Origin of the sequence: Brevibacterium sp. CCUG 69071, from assembly GCF_021023135.1 — a bacterium.
Lineage (GTDB): Bacteria > Actinomycetota > Actinomycetes > Actinomycetales > Brevibacteriaceae > Brevibacterium.
Genome location: NZ_PGFV01000001.1, coordinates 572345 through 586523, shown reverse-complemented (window position 1 = coordinate 586523; position 14179 = coordinate 572345). Strand labels below are relative to the sequence as shown.

Below are 14179 nucleotides of genomic sequence, written 5' to 3'. Positions count from 1 at the left end.
CCTGCGCACGTTGATTCAGCTTAGCAAAGACATCTCCATCTCAACAAAACCGAAGGCAGTGCGTTAGCTCACATCGTTCCGGTTTACCCCACTCGCTCCCATAAGCAAGCCTTACAGTCAGGACAAACACAGTCTCGGACCACCACTGCGGTACTCCTGGACTGTAAAATCGAAGCGATCCTCGACCACATCCCCACAGCGGAAGAAGCAACGTGACCATAGTGGCAATCGCCTTCGCCGTCCTCGCGGCAGTGGCTCTGGCCTATGGAGCACTGTTCCAGCATGAGGCCGTGGTCGGTCAGGATGATTCGCACAACGGACTGAGCTGGGCCAACTTCAAGGAGCTGCTCGCCAACCGTCGCTGGCTGCTCGGACTCCTCATTCTCGGACTCGGCACCGCCGGCAACCTCGTCGCCCTCGCGCTGGCCCCTGTCATGGTCGTTCAGCCCATCGGTGCGTTCTCACTCATCGTCTCCGTGCTGCTGGGCATCCGCCATCGCGGACTCAAGGTCAATCGCCGCCTCGTCCAAGCGGTCGTCTGGTGCACGGTCGGGGTCACACTCTTCGTCGCACTCTCGGCGACGACAGCACGCTCCGAGGTCCACCTCGGCGGGGATGCGATGCCGCTGGTGTGGATCACCGGAATCGTCGTCGTCATCGGTCTGATCATCATGATCGCCTTCCGCCACGCTCCACAGCTTGTGCTCATCACCGCCGCCGGGCTGCTGTTCGCCTGCGTCGCCACGAACGCGCACCTCGTCAGCGTCCAGATCCTCCGCGCCGGCCCCGACCAGGTGACCTGGATCAACGTGGTCGGCCTTGCCGCCGCAGCGGCTCTGGGCTCGTGGTTCGTCCAGAACGCCTACGCGGCCGGACCCCCGGAGATGGTCATCGCCGGACTCACCGTCGTCGATCCGATCGGTGCAGTGATTCTGGGCACCGTGGTTCTCGGCGAGGCGCAGTCCGCTCCGGTGTGGCTGATCATTGCGATCACGGCCACCGGATTGGTCGCCTGCCTGGGGGTCGTTGTATTGTCGCGTTATCATCCCGATGTCAAAGATCGTGAAGCCGAGCGCCGAGTCGCTCGCCGGAGCGACACATTGACCGACACCGAGGAGAGCTGAATCCTGTCCGCGCACCGTCACACACCACCCCGCCGAATCCTCATTCCGACCGAGACCTACGCCCCCGAGGTCAACGGTGCGGCGAAATTCGCCGAGCGCCTCGCCGCCGGGCTCGCCGCTCGTGGCAATGAAGTCCACGTGGCCTGCCCCTCCGCCACGGGCAAGGCATCCGTGAGCACCGAGGACGGAGTGACCGTGCATCGGCTGACCGCACATCGCTGGCCGCTGCATCCCACCTGGACGATCTGCATGCCCTGGGAGACCAAGCCGGAGCTCTCCCGTCTCCTCGACAGCCTGCAGCCCGATGTCGTCCACACCCAAGCCCACTTCGTCATCGGCCGCTACGCCTTCTCAGAGTCGATCAGGCGCGGCATCCCCGTCGTCGCGACGAACCATTTCATGCCCGACAACGTGCGCCCCTACATCAAGGCGCCGAAGTCGCTGCTCGACGGTGGAACGGCGATGGCCTGGTGGGATCTGCGCCGGAAGTTCCAATCGGCCGACTTCATCACGGTGCCCACCCAGCTGGCCGCCGATCTGCTCACCCAGAACGGGTTCACCTCACCGATCCGCGCGGTGTCCTGCGGGATCGACCTCGACCGTTTCGCCCACCTGAGCGAAGTCGAGAACTCCCCCGCCGAGGCGACTCCCCCGCGGGTGCTCTTCGTCGGCAGACTCTCGGCGGAGAAGCACGCAGCAGACATCGTCGAGGCCGTGGCGAAGACGGACCCGGCGATCGGTCTCGAAGCCGACATCGTCGGCGGTGGGGATCAGGAGGAGCCGCTCAAGGAGTTGGCCGAGAAGCTCGGCATCGCCGACCGGATCCATGTCCTCGGCAAGATCAGCGACAAGCAGCTGATGGAGGCCTACCAACGGTGCACGTTCTTCTGCATGCCGTCGACCGCGGAGCTGCAGTCCATCGCCACTCTCGAGGCCCTGGCCTCGCGCAAACCCGTGGTGCTCGCCGACGCCGTGGCTCTGCCGCATCTCGTCCGGGACGGTGTCAACGGCTATCTGTTCCCGCCGCGCGACATCGATGTGCTCGCCGATCGCTTCACGAGCATCTGCACGATGACCGAAGCCGCGCTCGACACGATGTCGCAGGCCTCTCTCGATGTCGTCGCCAAGCATGACATCGAATACACGCTCGACACCTTCGAGTCGATCTATGCCGAGGTCATCGGCGACGATCTCGACTCCCGCGCCGCCTGAGACTGTGGCAATGCCGCACCCCACGGTGCGACGGAGCTCTCGCCAGCGCTGTTCCTCCACGGCGCAGCTGAGTCTTCGGCGGCTCTGCACCACACTGCGCAGCTGATTCCTCGGCGTCTGTCCCCGACCGAGGTCAGCGGTCGCCGTTGGGCGGCACGAACACCGTCGGTTCGGCGTCGATGAGCCCGAAGTCGATTCCCTCGACCATATCCTCGACATTCCGCCACCGAGGTTGAGCCGAGCCTGCGAAGCCGAGTGAGCTCTGCATCCACCCGAAGACGTCCGGGATCGTCCAGCCGAATTCCCGCAGCTGCTGATAGGTCACTGCCCCATCTCTCTTCGCCAGCCGCTGACCGGTGGAATTGAGCACCAGGGGCACATGCAGCCAGCCCGGACCAATCACACCGAGGAGTCGGGCGAGGTAGGCCTGTCGGGGAGCCGAAGACGCGAGATCGTCCCCGCGCACCACCTCGTCGATTCCGCTGGCGGCATCGTCGACGACGACGGTGAGGTTGTAGGCGAACACGCCGTCGCCGCGCCGCAGAACGAAGTCGTCGACGGGCGCAGCGATCTCGCCGAGCAGTTCGTCGTCGACGAGGTGCTCGGCGTTGTCGGTGCGCAGCCTCAGAGCCGGTGCCCGACCGAGTTCGTCCAGATGCGCACGTCGGCGGGCCCGCTCCTCCTTGCCGAGGCTGCGGCAGGTTCCGGGATAGGCCCCGGGCGGCGCGTGGGGCGCGCTGGGAGCTTCGGCGATGTCCTTGCGTGAGCAGTAGCATTCGAAGACCAGACCCGCCTCGGCGAGGTGATCGATGGCAGCGGCGTAGTATTCGAGCCTGCGGGACTGCACCAGGGGCTCCTCATCGGGGACGACGCCGAGCTCGGAGAACACCGCCAACTGCGATTCCGCGGCACCGTCTCTGACCCGGTCGAGGTCTTCGATGCGCCAGAGGAACCGCCTTCCGGTCTGGCGGGCACGGACGTAGGCGAGCAGTCCGGAACGGATGTTGCCGATGTGCAGGTCGCCGCTGGGACTCGGCGCGAAACGGCCCGCCCCACGCCCATCACGAACCGCTCCCTCAGACCCTGGCCTCACCCTTCGGCCACGAGGTCGCCGTACTGCGGGAAGCGCCGAATGTAGTCCTGGACATAGCTGCAGGTCGGCACGATCCGGATCTCACGTTCACGCGCCCGATCGAGGACGTGCGTGACAAGAGTCCGGGCGAAGCCGCGACGAGAGAACCCCTCGGAGATGATCGTGTGCTGGAGTTCGAGAGTCTCGGCATCGATGACACGGTAGGCGAGGAATCCGATGAACTCGGCCGGATCCCCGGCCGTGAAGATCTCGTACCGCTCCCGGCCGGGGTTATCGACGACTTCGACCGGGGTGGAATTGAGTTCGGGTTGCATCTGCGACTCCTTGTCACCGGCGACGATGCACGGTTCGTGCTTCTGACTTCTCTCCCGAACACTACACTCAGGTGACCGTCTTGGCCGAGAGCGCCCCGTCCTCCGTGTCGGCGGTGGTCTTGCGCTGCAGTCTGCTCTCGAGCCAGCGGGCGATCGCGGCGACGATCATGTTGATGATGATGAACAGCACCGCTCCGACGAGGAACGTCGGAAGCAGGTTGTTGTACTCGCGACCGATGAGGTTCACCTGATAGAGGAGATCCTGGTAGGTGACGATGAAGCCGAGGGCGGAGTCCTTGAGGAGGACGACGATCTGCGCGATGATCGTCGGCATCATCGCCCGCAGCGCCTGCGGCATGAGCACGAGACTCATCACCTGGCTGGGTCGCAGGCCGATCGCCATGGCCGCCTCCCGCTGGCCCTTCGGGACCGCGAGGATGCCGGCGCGGATGATCTCGGCAAGCACCATGCCGTTGTAGAGGGTGAGGCCGATGACGACCGACCAGAACGGGCCGATCGTGTTGCCGAATATGAGGAACATCGCGAAGATCAGCAGCAGCACTGGCACGCCGCGGAAGAACTCGAGCACGATGGTGCCCGGAATCGAGATGATCCGCGTACCCGAGAGGCGCAGGAGGGCGAAGATCACACCGACGACGATGGCGAGCACCGAGGCGACCACGGCGACCTTGAGGGTGGCGAGCATGCCCGAGAGCAGCACCATCTGGATCTGAGTGAAGGTGAATGGATACCATTTGGCCGCGTCGAGCTGACCGGCATCGGCGAACTTCCAGACGATGAAGGCGATGAGGGCCAACAGCACGATCGCCGAGACGATCGAGAAGATGACGTTATTGCGGCGGGCCTTCGGTCCGGGCTCGTCGAAGAGGACCTGTGTCGGTGCACTCATCGCAGGATCACCAGCTTCTTCTCCAGGTAGTCGAAGACGCGTCCGAGGATCAGCGCCAGAATCAGGTAGGCCAAGGCGGTGCCGAAGAGCAGCGGAATGACGAGGTCGCCGCGCAGCTCGATGGCATTGCGCATAGCCGAGATCAGCTCCCGGTTGTTGAAGGCCGAGGCGATCGAGGTGTTCTTGAGCATGGCGATGATCACGCTGCCCAGCGGCGGGATCACGGTCCGGAACGCCTGCGGCAGGATCACCTGGCCCAAGGTCTGCCCGAAGGTCAGTCCGACGGCACGGGCCGCCTCGGCCTGACCGACCGGAATCGTCGCAATGCCGGACTTGAGGGTCTCGGCGACGAAGCAGGCGGTGTAGGCGGTGAGGGCGATCGTGGCGTAGACGAAGGAGTTGAAGGAGCTCGTCGCACCGAAGCGGATGTCGAGGAACGGCAGCCCGAAGGCGCAGAAGAACATCACCAGCGTCAGCGGGGTGTTCCGGACCACGTTGATGTACGTCGAGGCGGCGATCCTCAGCACCGGGGTCGGTGAGACCCGCATGCCGGCGAGGATGGTGCCGAGCACCATCGAGCCGAGGAGGGCGACGGTGAAGAGCTTGATCGTTCCCCACGTCCCCGAGAGGAACATTTGGAGAAGCTGCGGAAAATCCATTCCAGATTCCTTAATCGATGCGAGGGCACCATTCGGTGCCCTCGCATCATGTCAATCTGTGGACGTGTCAGTAACGGTCGATCTCGGGCTTGTCGACATCATCGGTCGACCCGAGGGTGTATTCGAAGGCCTTGTCCCAGTCGCCGTCGTCCATGCCCTTCTGCAGAGCATCATTGACCGCATCGCGGAGATCCTGGTCGTCCTTGGGCAGGCCGACGCCGTAGGGCTCCTCGGTGAAGGGCTTGCCCACAACCTTGAACTCACCCTCGTACTGCTGAGCGTAGCCGCGCAGGATCGCATCGTCGGTGGTCACCGCGTCGACCGAACCGGACTGCAGGTCGGTCACGCACTTCGAGTACGCGTCATAGGTGACGAGCTCGGCGTCCTTGTACTTGTCCTTGATGTTCTGAGCCGGCGTCGAACCGTCGACCGAGCACACCTTCTTGCCCGCGAGGTCCTCGGGGCCGGCGATATCGGAGTCTTCGGCCACGAGCAGGTCCTGACCGGCGACATAGTAGGGCCCGGCGAAGTCGACGACCTTCTTGCGCTCATCGTTGATCGTGTAGGTCGCGATGACCATGTCGACGTTGCCCTGCTGGAGGAAGGGCTCACGGTTGGCGGAGACGGTCTCGGTGTACTTGATCTGGTCAGCACTGAATCCGAGTTCGGCCGCAACCATCTTCGCGATCTCGATGTCGAATCCTTCGGGGTCTTCAGAGCCGGCGGAGACGTTGCCGAGGCCGGGCTGATCGAACTTGACGCCGATGTTCAGCTCACCGGCATCCTTCGCAGCCTTCCAGGTCTTCGAATCGGCGAAGTCGGCTTCCTCGTTGACCGTGTACTCGGGAGCTTCGGACTGTGCACCGTCTCCTTCGGCCGGGGCATCCGGGGTGCCGCCCTGGCCGCAGCCGCTGAGGGCGAGCATACCGATGGCGACCGAGGCAACGGCCATGCTGAGCTTCTTCATTGTCTCTCCTTGTGATGGTGATTCAGAACTGTGGGTGTGACGAGTGACGAACGCGGCCTCCGCGGTGAGCCGAGCCGTCGATGAACAGGTTCAGTGGGTGAGGAGCTTCGACAGGAAGTCCTTGGCCCTGGTGGTCTGCGGATTAGTGAAGAACTCTTCGGGTTCGGCGACCTCGACGATCTCGCCGTCGGCCATGAAGACGACCCGGTGGGCGGCCTTCCGGGCGAAGCCCATCTCGTGGGTGACGACGACCATCGTCATCCCCTCCTTGGCGAGGCCGACCATGACGTCGAGAACCTCATTGATCATCTCGGGGTCGAGCGCCGAGGTGGGCTCGTCGAAGAGCATCACCTTCGGCTTCATCGCCAGCGCCCGCGCAATGGCCACGCGCTGCTGCTGCCCGCCCGAGAGCTGAGCGGGATACTTATCAGCCTGGTGGGCGACGCCGACGCGTTCGAGCAGGGCCATCGCCTGCTTGTCGGCTTCGGACTTCGAGAGCTTGCGCACCTTGATCGGACCCAGGGTGACGTTCTCGAGGATCGTCTTGTGAGCGAAGAGGTTGAAGGCCTGGAAGACCATGCCCACATCGGAGCGCAGCTGAGCCAGGGCCGCACCTTCGGCGGGCAGCTCCTTGCCGTCGATCGTGATCGAACCCGAGGTGATGGTTTCGAGGCGATTGATCGTCCGGCACAGCGTCGACTTACCCGAGCCCGAAGGGCCGATGACGACGACGACTTCCTGCTCCTGGATGTCGAGGTTGACGTTCTTCAGGGCATGGAAGTCACCGTAGTGCTTCTCGACGTTCGTAACCGACACCAGCGGTTGTGACTCAGCTCTCATGGACACTGATCTTAGTGAAAAGTGTCCTCACATGAAAAACGTGGCGTCTTGTCAGGAGAACTGCAACCGACTTGTGACCTCGAACAACGCCCGGTCGACGCCCGGTCGACGCCCGGCCGAAGTCCGGTCGACGTCAGCCTGACATCAGGCCGACGCTGTCCGGGACCGTCGTCGTCCACACCACGGGCTCGGTTCGCAGCGGTTCAGCCGGCCGTCGCCCCGTGCACGATGGACTCACCCTCCTCGCGCAGCTCGACCTTGCGGATCTTGCCCGAGACGGTCATCGGGAACGACTCCCGGACCTCGACATAGCGGGGAATCTTGAAGTGGGCGAGCTTGCCGGAGCAGAACTCGCGCACCTCCTCGGCGTCGAGTGAGTCGAAGCCGTCCTTGAGGATCACCCAGGCCATCAGCTCCTCCCCGTACTTCTCGTCGGAGACGCCGATGACCTGGACATCGCGGATCGCCGGATGGTGGTAGAGGAACTCCTCGATCTCGCGCGGGTAGACGTTCTCCCCTCCCCTGATGACCATGTCCTTGATCCGGCCGGAGATGTCGACATAGCCGTCCTCGTCCATGATCGCGAGATCACCGGTGCGCATCCACCGCGCGGAGTCGATCGCCTCGGCGGTCTTGTCCGGCTGTTCCCAGTACCCGAGCATGACCGAGTAGCCGCGCGTGCACAGCTCGCCCTTCTGTCCGCGCGGAACGGCCAGGCCTGTAACCGGGTCGGCGATCTTGATCTCAAGGTGGGGCATCACCCGGCCCACGGTCTGGGTCCTCGCCTCGAGCGAGTCGTCGACCCGGGTCATCATCGACACGGGCGAGGTCTCGGTCATGCCGTAGCAGATCGCGACCTCGGACATGTTCATATCGTCGATCACCCGCTTCATGACGTTGACTGGGCAGGGGGATCCGGCCATCACCCCGGTGCGCAGGGTGCTCAGGTCGAAGTCGGAGAACTCGGGGTGTTCGAGTTCGGCGATGAACATCGTCGGCACGCCGTAGAGAGAGGTCGCCTTCTCCTCGGCGACGGCGCGGAGGCTGGCCACGGGGTCGAAGCCGGGTGAGGGCAGGACGATGGCCGCCCCGTGGCTGAGTGCCGCGAGGTTGCCGATGACCATCCCGAAGCAGTGGTAGTAGGGAACGGGCAGGACCACCGAATCGGCAGAGGTATAGGCGAGGAGTTCGCCGATGAAGAATCCGTTGTTGAGGATGTTGTGGTGGCTCAGCGTCACCCCCTTCGGGAAGCCCGTGGTGCCCGAGGTGTATTGGATGTTGATCGGGTCGTCGGAGGAGAGTTCGTCCATGACCTGCTGCAGGCGCACGCCGTACTTGGCCGAATCGTCATCGAGCAGCCGCCGTCCGGCCTCGATGAGGTGGGCAAAGGACTGACGTTCGCCGATGGAGGCCTCGCCGAGGAGGTCGTCGGGGACGGTGTCGATGAAGACGAGGTCCAGCCCCGGCACCTTCGCCGCAACCTCGGTGGCGATCGCGTGGTAGTCCGAGTGCGGGGGTGCCACGATCTGGGAGATGAGAAGTCTCATTCCCGACTGTTTGGCGACGAATTCGAGTTCGTGGCTGCGATAGGCGGGATTGACGTTGACGAGGATCGCCCCCATCTTCGCCGTCGCGTACTGGATCAGCGCCCATTCGCCGAGGTTCTGGGCCCAGATGCCGAGACGATCGCCCTTCTTCACCCCGCGCTCCAACAGACCGATGGCCAGCGCATCGGTGTCGCGGTCGAATTGCGCATAAGTCCAGCGACGGCCCGAGTGCCGGTCGACCAGCGCGGTCGCCGTCGAGTTGGCGGCCGCGACCGCCTTGAGGTTGGCGGGGATCGTCTGTCCCAGCAGCGGAGTGGTCGACGGTCCGGAGGTGTAGGAAAGTTCTGCCACGGCGAAGTGCTCCCTTGCGCTGATGCGAAATGACTACTGTGATCTACTGCACAGTATTCCTTCTCGATCGGTCTCGCAAAAGCTGCGCAGGAAATCGCGTCCGCGCTCCGGCGCCGCGGTGTCGATCTCGCCCACCTCGGCGACGTAGTCCGTGCGCCCGGAGTCGATGAGGACCAATGAGGACGCCAGGGCGATGACGTCGTCGACATCATGGGTCACGAGCAGCGCGCTGCGCCCTTCGAGCACCTCGCGCAGCACCTTGCGGGTCTCGACCTTGACGTCGACGTCGAGAGCGGCGAGCGGTTCGTCGAGCAGAAGCAGCCTGGGTTCGATGAGGAGGGCGCGGGCCAGGGCGATGCGGGCGGCCTGCCCGCCGGAGACCGCGGAGGGGCGGCGTCCGGAGGTGTGTCCGACGCCGAGGCGGTCGAGCATGACCTGACCTCGCCGGCGGGCGTCCTGCCGGCTCAGGCCCTGACAGCGCAGCCCGTAGGCGACGTTGTCGATGACGCTGAGGTGGGGGAACAGCAGCGGGTTCTGCGCGAGGTGGACGATGCCGCGGTCGTGGATCGCCGGCCACGTGCCGGCCTCGATGTCGAAGATGACCTCGTCGCCGATGCGCAGCGAACCGCTGTCTGCGGCCAAGGCCCCGGTGGTGACGTGGAAGAGCGTCGACTTCCCGGCGCCGTTGCGACCGATGACCGCCGTCGTCGCGGCGCTGGGCACACTGAAGTTCAGTTCGACATCGCGCTCGTCGAGCGTGGCCTGCAACTCGATGGCCGGGTGAGAGGGCGGGAATTCCCGCCGAGGCGGTCCTCCGGTGCCGGCGGCGGATTCGTCGGCGTCCGGGGCCGATGCAGAGCTGTCATTCGCCGCGGTGCTCAGCGTCGGATACGCGGAACGAGGCTGCACGCCGGCAGGTGCGACTGCCCCGTCCGCGTCATCGCCGCTCGGTCGGCTGGGCCGCAGCTTCGGGGCGTGCGGGGAGCGGTAGGCGAGGACGATGATGATCAGTGCCACGAGCACGAGGAGCAGGGAGAGCGCGATCGCCGACTGCGGATCGGACTCGCGGACGAGATAGATCTGCAGCGGCATCGTCCGGGTCACCCCTTCGAGGGAGCCGGCGAAGGTCAGGGTGGCACCGAATTCGCCCAGTGAACGGGCGAAGCACAGCACCGCTCCCGTCATGATTCCGGGGCGCAGCAGCGGCAGAGTCACGGTGAAGAAGACCCGTCCGGGCGTTGCTCCGAGTTCGGCGGCGGCGAGCTCATAGCCTGTCCCGCGGGCCGCGACCGCGGTCTCGACGGACATCACCATGAAGGGCAGCGAGACGAAGATCTGCGCGACGACCACGGCGGCCGTGGTGTAGGCCAGCCCGAGTCCTGCATCGGTGAGCAGCGAGCCGAGGTAGGCCGACCTCCCCCAGGTGTAGAGCAGCGCGAGACCGCTGACCACCGGTGGCAGCACGAGCGGCAGGAGGATGAGGGTGCGCACGATCCGCTGCCCTGGGAACGTCTTCGTCGCCAGCAGATATCCGAGTGGGAATCCGATGGCGACGGAGACGATGGCGGAGACGACCGAAGTCAGCAGCGACAGTCCCATGGCGATGCGTGATTCCGGCGCGAGGACGACCTCGCTCAGAGTCCCCGGTTCGATGCGGGAGATCATCCCGATGATGGGGACGAGCAGGAATGCGATTCCGATCGCCGCGGGAATCCACAGCCATGCGGGCGCCGTGGAATGGCTGTGGCTGCGTCTGTTCATCAGGGAGTGGCGAACCCGGCGTCCTCAAGCAGCTTGGCCGCTGTGTCCGTGCCCAGGAACTCGACGAAGGCGTCCGCCGCCTCTTGGTTCTCACTGGCCTTGACCGTCGCCGCCGGGTACTGGTTGACCACCTTGTCGGCGCCTTCGAGGTCGACCATCTCGACCGCACCGTCGCCGCGTGGGATGTCGGTGACGTAGACGATGCCGGCATCCGCCTGGCCGGAGCTCACCTTGCCGAGCACATCGGTGACGGAGTTCTCTTCGCTCTTGGGATCGAGGGTGACATCATTCTGGTCGGCCCACTTCTCTGTGGCCGATCCGCAGGGCACCTGCGGGGCGCAGATGACGAGGTCCTTGCCGGCGAAGTCCTTCGGTGTCTCGAGCTTGCCCGGGTTGCCCTTGGGCACGGCGAGAGCCAGAGTGTTCGAGGCGAAGATCTGCGGCTCACCGGCCAGGAGATCGTCGGAGGCGAGGGTGTCCATGTTCTTCTCGTCCGCGGTCGCGATGACATCGGCGGGTGCTCCCTCTGAGATCTGGGAGACGAGATCGGAGGAGCCGGCGAAGGAGAACTTCACGTCGGAGACATCGCTGTTCTCCTTCTTGAACTCCTCGGCGACGTCCTCGAAGACGTCTGTCAGGGAGGCGGCGGCGAAGACGGTCAGTTCGGTCTTCTCCCCTGAATCGGAATCCGAATCGGCTCCCGTACCGGATGAACATGCTGTCAGGGTGAGCGCTGCGGCGATGCAGATCGCTGAGAGTTGCTTCTTCATACCCCCATTTAACCCGCATCTGCGGATTAAACTGGCAATTCCATCAGCATTTGAGACAGATCATTGATTTCCGAGCGTGTCGATCGAGACCATCGTCGCCTTCACCGAGGCGGTGGCGAGGCTGCCGGGTTCGAGTTCGAGCTGCCGACAGGCCTCAGCCGACATCAGCGACACCACCCGGAAGGGGCCGCACTGGAGGCTCACCTGTGCCATCACTCCGTCGATGAGGACCTCGGTGACGAGTCCGGCGAACCTGTTCCGGGCCGAGCTGACCACCCCTGTCGGGTCCTCGAGCGCGGCCGGACCCGCCTGGGCCAGTCCGACGAGCTCCTTGCCGTCGACGACGGCGCGGTTCGAAGCGTCCTTGCGTTGGCTCAGTCGGCCCTCATTGATCCACCGCCGGACGGTGTCATCGCTGACACCGAGGAATCGTGCTGCTTCGCTGATGCGCAGTTCGGTCATTCGAGTGCTCCCACCCATTCTTCGGTGCCGTCGGTGAAGTGCTGGTGCTTCCAGATCGCGACCTCGGCCTTGACCTCGTCGATGAGTTCGGCGCACGCGGCGAAGGAATCCTTCCGATGGGCCGAGGCGACGACTGCGGCCAGGGCGACGTCGCCGATCTCCAGGGCGCCCACCCGGTGGGACACCGCCAGTCGCACCTCGGGGTGGGCGGCGGCGATCCGCGCAGCCACCTCGGCGATCTGGTCTCCGGCCAGCGGATGCGATTCGTAGCTGAGCCCGCGGACGGACCGTCCCCCGTCGTGGTTGCGGATGATTCCGGAGAAGCTGACAGCGGCTCCGCAGGTGTCGGTGACGACCTCGGGTTCGAGGGATTCGGTGCTGATCGGGGTCTCGACGACGTCGGCGCGGATGACGCTCATGCTTCTCGGATCCAATCGCCGCTGCGGCCCCCGGACTTCTCGATGACCTTGATGTCGCCGATGACGGCCCGATTGTCCACGGCCTTGATCATGTCGAAGATCGTCAGCGCAGCCACGGACACGGCCGTCAGCGCCTCCATCTCGACCCCGGTCTTGGCAACGGTCTTCACCGCTCCGGTGATGCGCACACCGGTCTCGAGCAGTTCGAAGTCGACGTCGATGCCCGTCAGCGGCAGGGGGTGGCACAGGGGGATGAGATCGCTCGTGCGTTTGGCCCCCATCACCGCGGCGATCCTCGCCACGGGCAGGGCATCGCCCTTGGGCAGGCCCGCCTCGGCGATCATGTCGATGACCTCGGCACGCGTGGTGATCAGGGCGGTGGCCACGGCTCGGCGTCGGCTCACATCCTTGTCTCCGACGTCGACCATCTGGGCTGTTCCGGACTCATCGACGTGCGAGAGCGTCATTCGATCTTCCACGTCCTCAGCATATCGTCCACCGGAGCGAAGGGGTCGGCGGGGTCGTGATGCGGATATCCCGCCGGGACGAACAGGAGACGGTCGCTGAGGGCATAGTTGCCCAGCAGATGCGAGCGGGAACCGCCGACCAAGACGAGACCATCGGCGCTCAGACGCGCCCGCCTGACTTGGAGCTTGCCGGCGGGCGGAGGCTCGTCGAGTCCGTTGGGCAGTCGGTGGAATTCGACCTCGCGCGGGTCGTCGTCCGTGCCCAGGCCCAACAGGGCCGGACGGATGAACATCTCAAAGCTGATGAGCGTGCTGACCGGATTGCCCGGCAGCGCCACCCAGGGACGATCTGCCAGACGACCGCAGCCCTGCGGTCCCCCGGGCTGCATGGTGATGGGATCGAAGACCATCGACGACCCGGGATCGGCCGCGGCGGCGAGCTTGACGACCTCGTAGGCGCCCTTGGAGATGCCGCCGGTGGAGATGACGAGCTCGGCCGTGGTCTGCCGCACTCGCTCGAGCAGCAGGCCCGGGTCATCGGGCACCCGGAGGATCTCGACCTCGACGCCGAGGCGGCGCAGTGCGGCGGTGAGCGTGACCGAATTCGCGTCGTGAATGCCGGCGGCCGCCTCGGCGAGGATCTCATCCCCGGTGCTGACCACGAGCACCCGCGGCAGCGCCAGCACGGGCAGCTCCCGGATTCCGCAGGACGCGGCCACGCCGAGGTGGGCCGGCGTCAGCCGAGTTCCTTTGCTGAGCACTCGTTGTCCGGACCGGACATCGCTGCCGCGGGCCCGGACGAAGCTTCCGAGCTGTGGGAGGCCGCCTGCGGCCGGCACCGCCACCGTGATCTCGGAAGACTCGAAGGCTCCCGGTTCGGTGTCCTCGATTCTGATCACGGTGTCCGTGCCCGCCGGCAGAGGCGCCCCGGTCATGATCTCGACGGCCGTGCCCGCCGCCACCTCGGCGCCCCGTGCACCGGCGGCGACCCGCCCGGCGACGGGGATCGGGCCGATCACGAGCGTCCGCGAACCGTCCGGACGGGTGCGGTGCTCCTGCGGGGCCTGCTCAAGTGTCGCGGTCGCCACCGCATAACCGTCCATGCTCGAATTGTCGAAGCCGGGAACGTCGATCGCCGACTCTACGTCCTCGGTGAGCAGTCTGGGCGCATCGAGGAGGTCCCCGATCGGCGTCGACCGGGTTTCGAGGAGTGGAGCGATCGTCTCAAGGACTCGCGAACGATGCATGATCGGAGTAGTCATGGGACGATGATAGCGACACAG

The 14179-nt window shown here is 65.2% G+C and carries 15 protein-coding genes; 2 read left to right on the top strand and 13 right to left on the bottom strand.

Features of this window, described 5'->3' with window-relative positions:
* Positions 1 to 212 precede the first annotated feature (212 nt).
* Together CV023_RS02695 and CV023_RS02690 are read left to right on the top strand one after the other, a co-directional pair.
* On the top strand, positions 213 to 1124 hold the full coding sequence (locus tag CV023_RS02695) for a DMT family transporter (protein WP_230743921.1): 912 nt from the start codon (positions 213 to 215) through the stop codon (positions 1122 to 1124).
* Positions 1125 to 2336, top strand: a complete 1212-nt coding sequence (locus CV023_RS02690; protein WP_330166650.1) for a glycosyltransferase — start codon at positions 1125 to 1127, stop codon at positions 2334 to 2336.
* Between the two features lie 133 nt (positions 2337 to 2469).
* Here CV023_RS02690 and gluQRS read toward each other — a convergent pair whose 3' ends face one another.
* The 13 genes from gluQRS to CV023_RS02625 all read right to left on the bottom strand — a co-directional run bounded on the left by gluQRS (position 2470) and on the right by CV023_RS02625 (position 14158).
* Positions 2470 to 3429 (bottom strand): tRNA glutamyl-Q(34) synthetase GluQRS, encoded by a 960-nt coding sequence (gene gluQRS, locus CV023_RS02685; RefSeq protein WP_230743920.1) that lies wholly within the window; start codon positions 3427 to 3429, stop codon positions 2470 to 2472.
* Positions 3426 to 3743 (bottom strand): GNAT family N-acetyltransferase, encoded by a 318-nt coding sequence (locus CV023_RS02680; RefSeq protein ID WP_230743919.1) that lies wholly within the window; start codon positions 3741 to 3743, stop codon positions 3426 to 3428. The genes gluQRS and CV023_RS02680 overlap by 4 nt, the downstream gene beginning before the upstream one ends.
* Before the next feature lie 67 nt (positions 3744 to 3810).
* On the bottom strand, positions 3811 to 4653 hold the full coding sequence (locus CV023_RS02675; protein ID WP_230743918.1) for an amino acid ABC transporter permease: 843 nt from the start codon (positions 4651 to 4653) through the stop codon (positions 3811 to 3813).
* Positions 4650 to 5312: an amino acid ABC transporter permease gene (locus CV023_RS02670; protein WP_230743917.1), complete on the bottom strand. Its 663-nt coding sequence runs from the start codon at positions 5310 to 5312 to the stop codon at positions 4650 to 4652. Before CV023_RS02670 ends, CV023_RS02675 begins: the two co-directional genes overlap by 4 nt.
* 67 nt (positions 5313 to 5379) lie before the next feature.
* Complete coding sequence (locus CV023_RS02665; protein ID WP_230743916.1) at positions 5380 to 6279, bottom strand: glutamate ABC transporter substrate-binding protein; 900 nt, start codon at positions 6277 to 6279, stop codon at positions 5380 to 5382.
* Between the two features lie 90 nt (positions 6280 to 6369).
* Entirely contained in the window at positions 6370 to 7119 is a 750-nt protein-coding gene (locus CV023_RS02660) for an amino acid ABC transporter ATP-binding protein (RefSeq protein ID WP_413335248.1), read from the bottom strand.
* 203 nt (positions 7120 to 7322) lie between these two features.
* On the bottom strand, positions 7323 to 9017 hold the full coding sequence (locus CV023_RS02655; RefSeq protein ID WP_230743915.1) for an AMP-binding protein: 1695 nt from the start codon (positions 9015 to 9017) through the stop codon (positions 7323 to 7325).
* A gap of 33 nt (positions 9018 to 9050) precedes the next feature.
* Positions 9051 to 10778, bottom strand: coding sequence for an ABC transporter permease (locus CV023_RS02650; protein ID WP_230743914.1), 1728 nt, complete (start codon positions 10776 to 10778; stop codon positions 9051 to 9053).
* Complete coding sequence (gene modA / locus CV023_RS02645; protein WP_230743913.1) at positions 10778 to 11548, bottom strand: molybdate ABC transporter substrate-binding protein; 771 nt, start codon at positions 11546 to 11548, stop codon at positions 10778 to 10780. The genes CV023_RS02650 and modA overlap by 1 nt, the downstream gene beginning before the upstream one ends.
* Before the next feature lie 60 nt (positions 11549 to 11608).
* Positions 11609 to 12010, bottom strand: a complete 402-nt coding sequence (locus CV023_RS02640) for a TOBE domain-containing protein (protein ID WP_230743912.1) — start codon at positions 12008 to 12010, stop codon at positions 11609 to 11611.
* Positions 12007 to 12429 carry a molybdenum cofactor biosynthesis protein MoaE gene (locus tag CV023_RS02635; RefSeq protein ID WP_230743911.1) on the bottom strand — a complete coding sequence of 141 codons (423 nt, stop codon included), beginning with the start codon at positions 12427 to 12429 and terminating at the stop codon, positions 12007 to 12009. The genes CV023_RS02640 and CV023_RS02635 overlap by 4 nt, the downstream gene beginning before the upstream one ends.
* A complete protein-coding gene (gene moaC / locus CV023_RS02630; protein ID WP_230743910.1) occupies positions 12426 to 12896 on the bottom strand; it encodes a cyclic pyranopterin monophosphate synthase MoaC in 471 nt (156 codons plus the stop codon). Before moaC ends, CV023_RS02635 begins: the two co-directional genes overlap by 4 nt.
* A complete protein-coding gene (locus CV023_RS02625) occupies positions 12893 to 14158 on the bottom strand; it encodes a molybdopterin molybdotransferase MoeA (RefSeq protein WP_230743909.1) in 1266 nt (421 codons plus the stop codon). The genes moaC and CV023_RS02625 overlap by 4 nt, the downstream gene beginning before the upstream one ends.
* Positions 14159 to 14179: the final 21 nt, after the last annotated feature.

Coding starts and splice junctions, on each gene's coding strand:
- CV023_RS02680 (WP_230743919.1), bottom strand. CDS start 3,743: ATGCAACCCGAACTCAATTCCACCCCGGTCGAAGTCGTCGATAACCCC.
- modA (WP_230743913.1), bottom strand. CDS start 11,548: ATGAAGAAGCAACTCTCAGCGATCTGCATCGCCGCAGCGCTCACCCTG.
- CV023_RS02665 (WP_230743916.1), bottom strand. CDS start 6,279: ATGAAGAAGCTCAGCATGGCCGTTGCCTCGGTCGCCATCGGTATGCTC.
- CV023_RS02675 (WP_230743918.1), bottom strand. CDS start 4,653: ATGAGTGCACCGACACAGGTCCTCTTCGACGAGCCCGGACCGAAGGCC.
- CV023_RS02640 (WP_230743912.1), bottom strand. CDS start 12,010: ATGACCGAACTGCGCATCAGCGAAGCAGCACGATTCCTCGGTGTCAGC.
- CV023_RS02660 (WP_413335248.1), bottom strand. CDS start 7,119: ATGAGAGCTGAGTCACAACCGCTGGTGTCGGTTACGAACGTCGAGAAG.
- CV023_RS02670 (WP_230743917.1), bottom strand. CDS start 5,312: ATGGATTTTCCGCAGCTTCTCCAAATGTTCCTCTCGGGGACGTGGGGA.
- CV023_RS02625 (WP_230743909.1), bottom strand. CDS start 14,158: ATGACTACTCCGATCATGCATCGTTCGCGAGTCCTTGAGACGATCGCT.
- moaC (WP_230743910.1), bottom strand. CDS start 12,896: ATGACGCTCTCGCACGTCGATGAGTCCGGAACAGCCCAGATGGTCGAC.
- CV023_RS02635 (WP_230743911.1), bottom strand. CDS start 12,429: ATGAGCGTCATCCGCGCCGACGTCGTCGAGACCCCGATCAGCACCGAA.
- CV023_RS02650 (WP_230743914.1), bottom strand. CDS start 10,778: ATGAACAGACGCAGCCACAGCCATTCCACGGCGCCCGCATGGCTGTGG.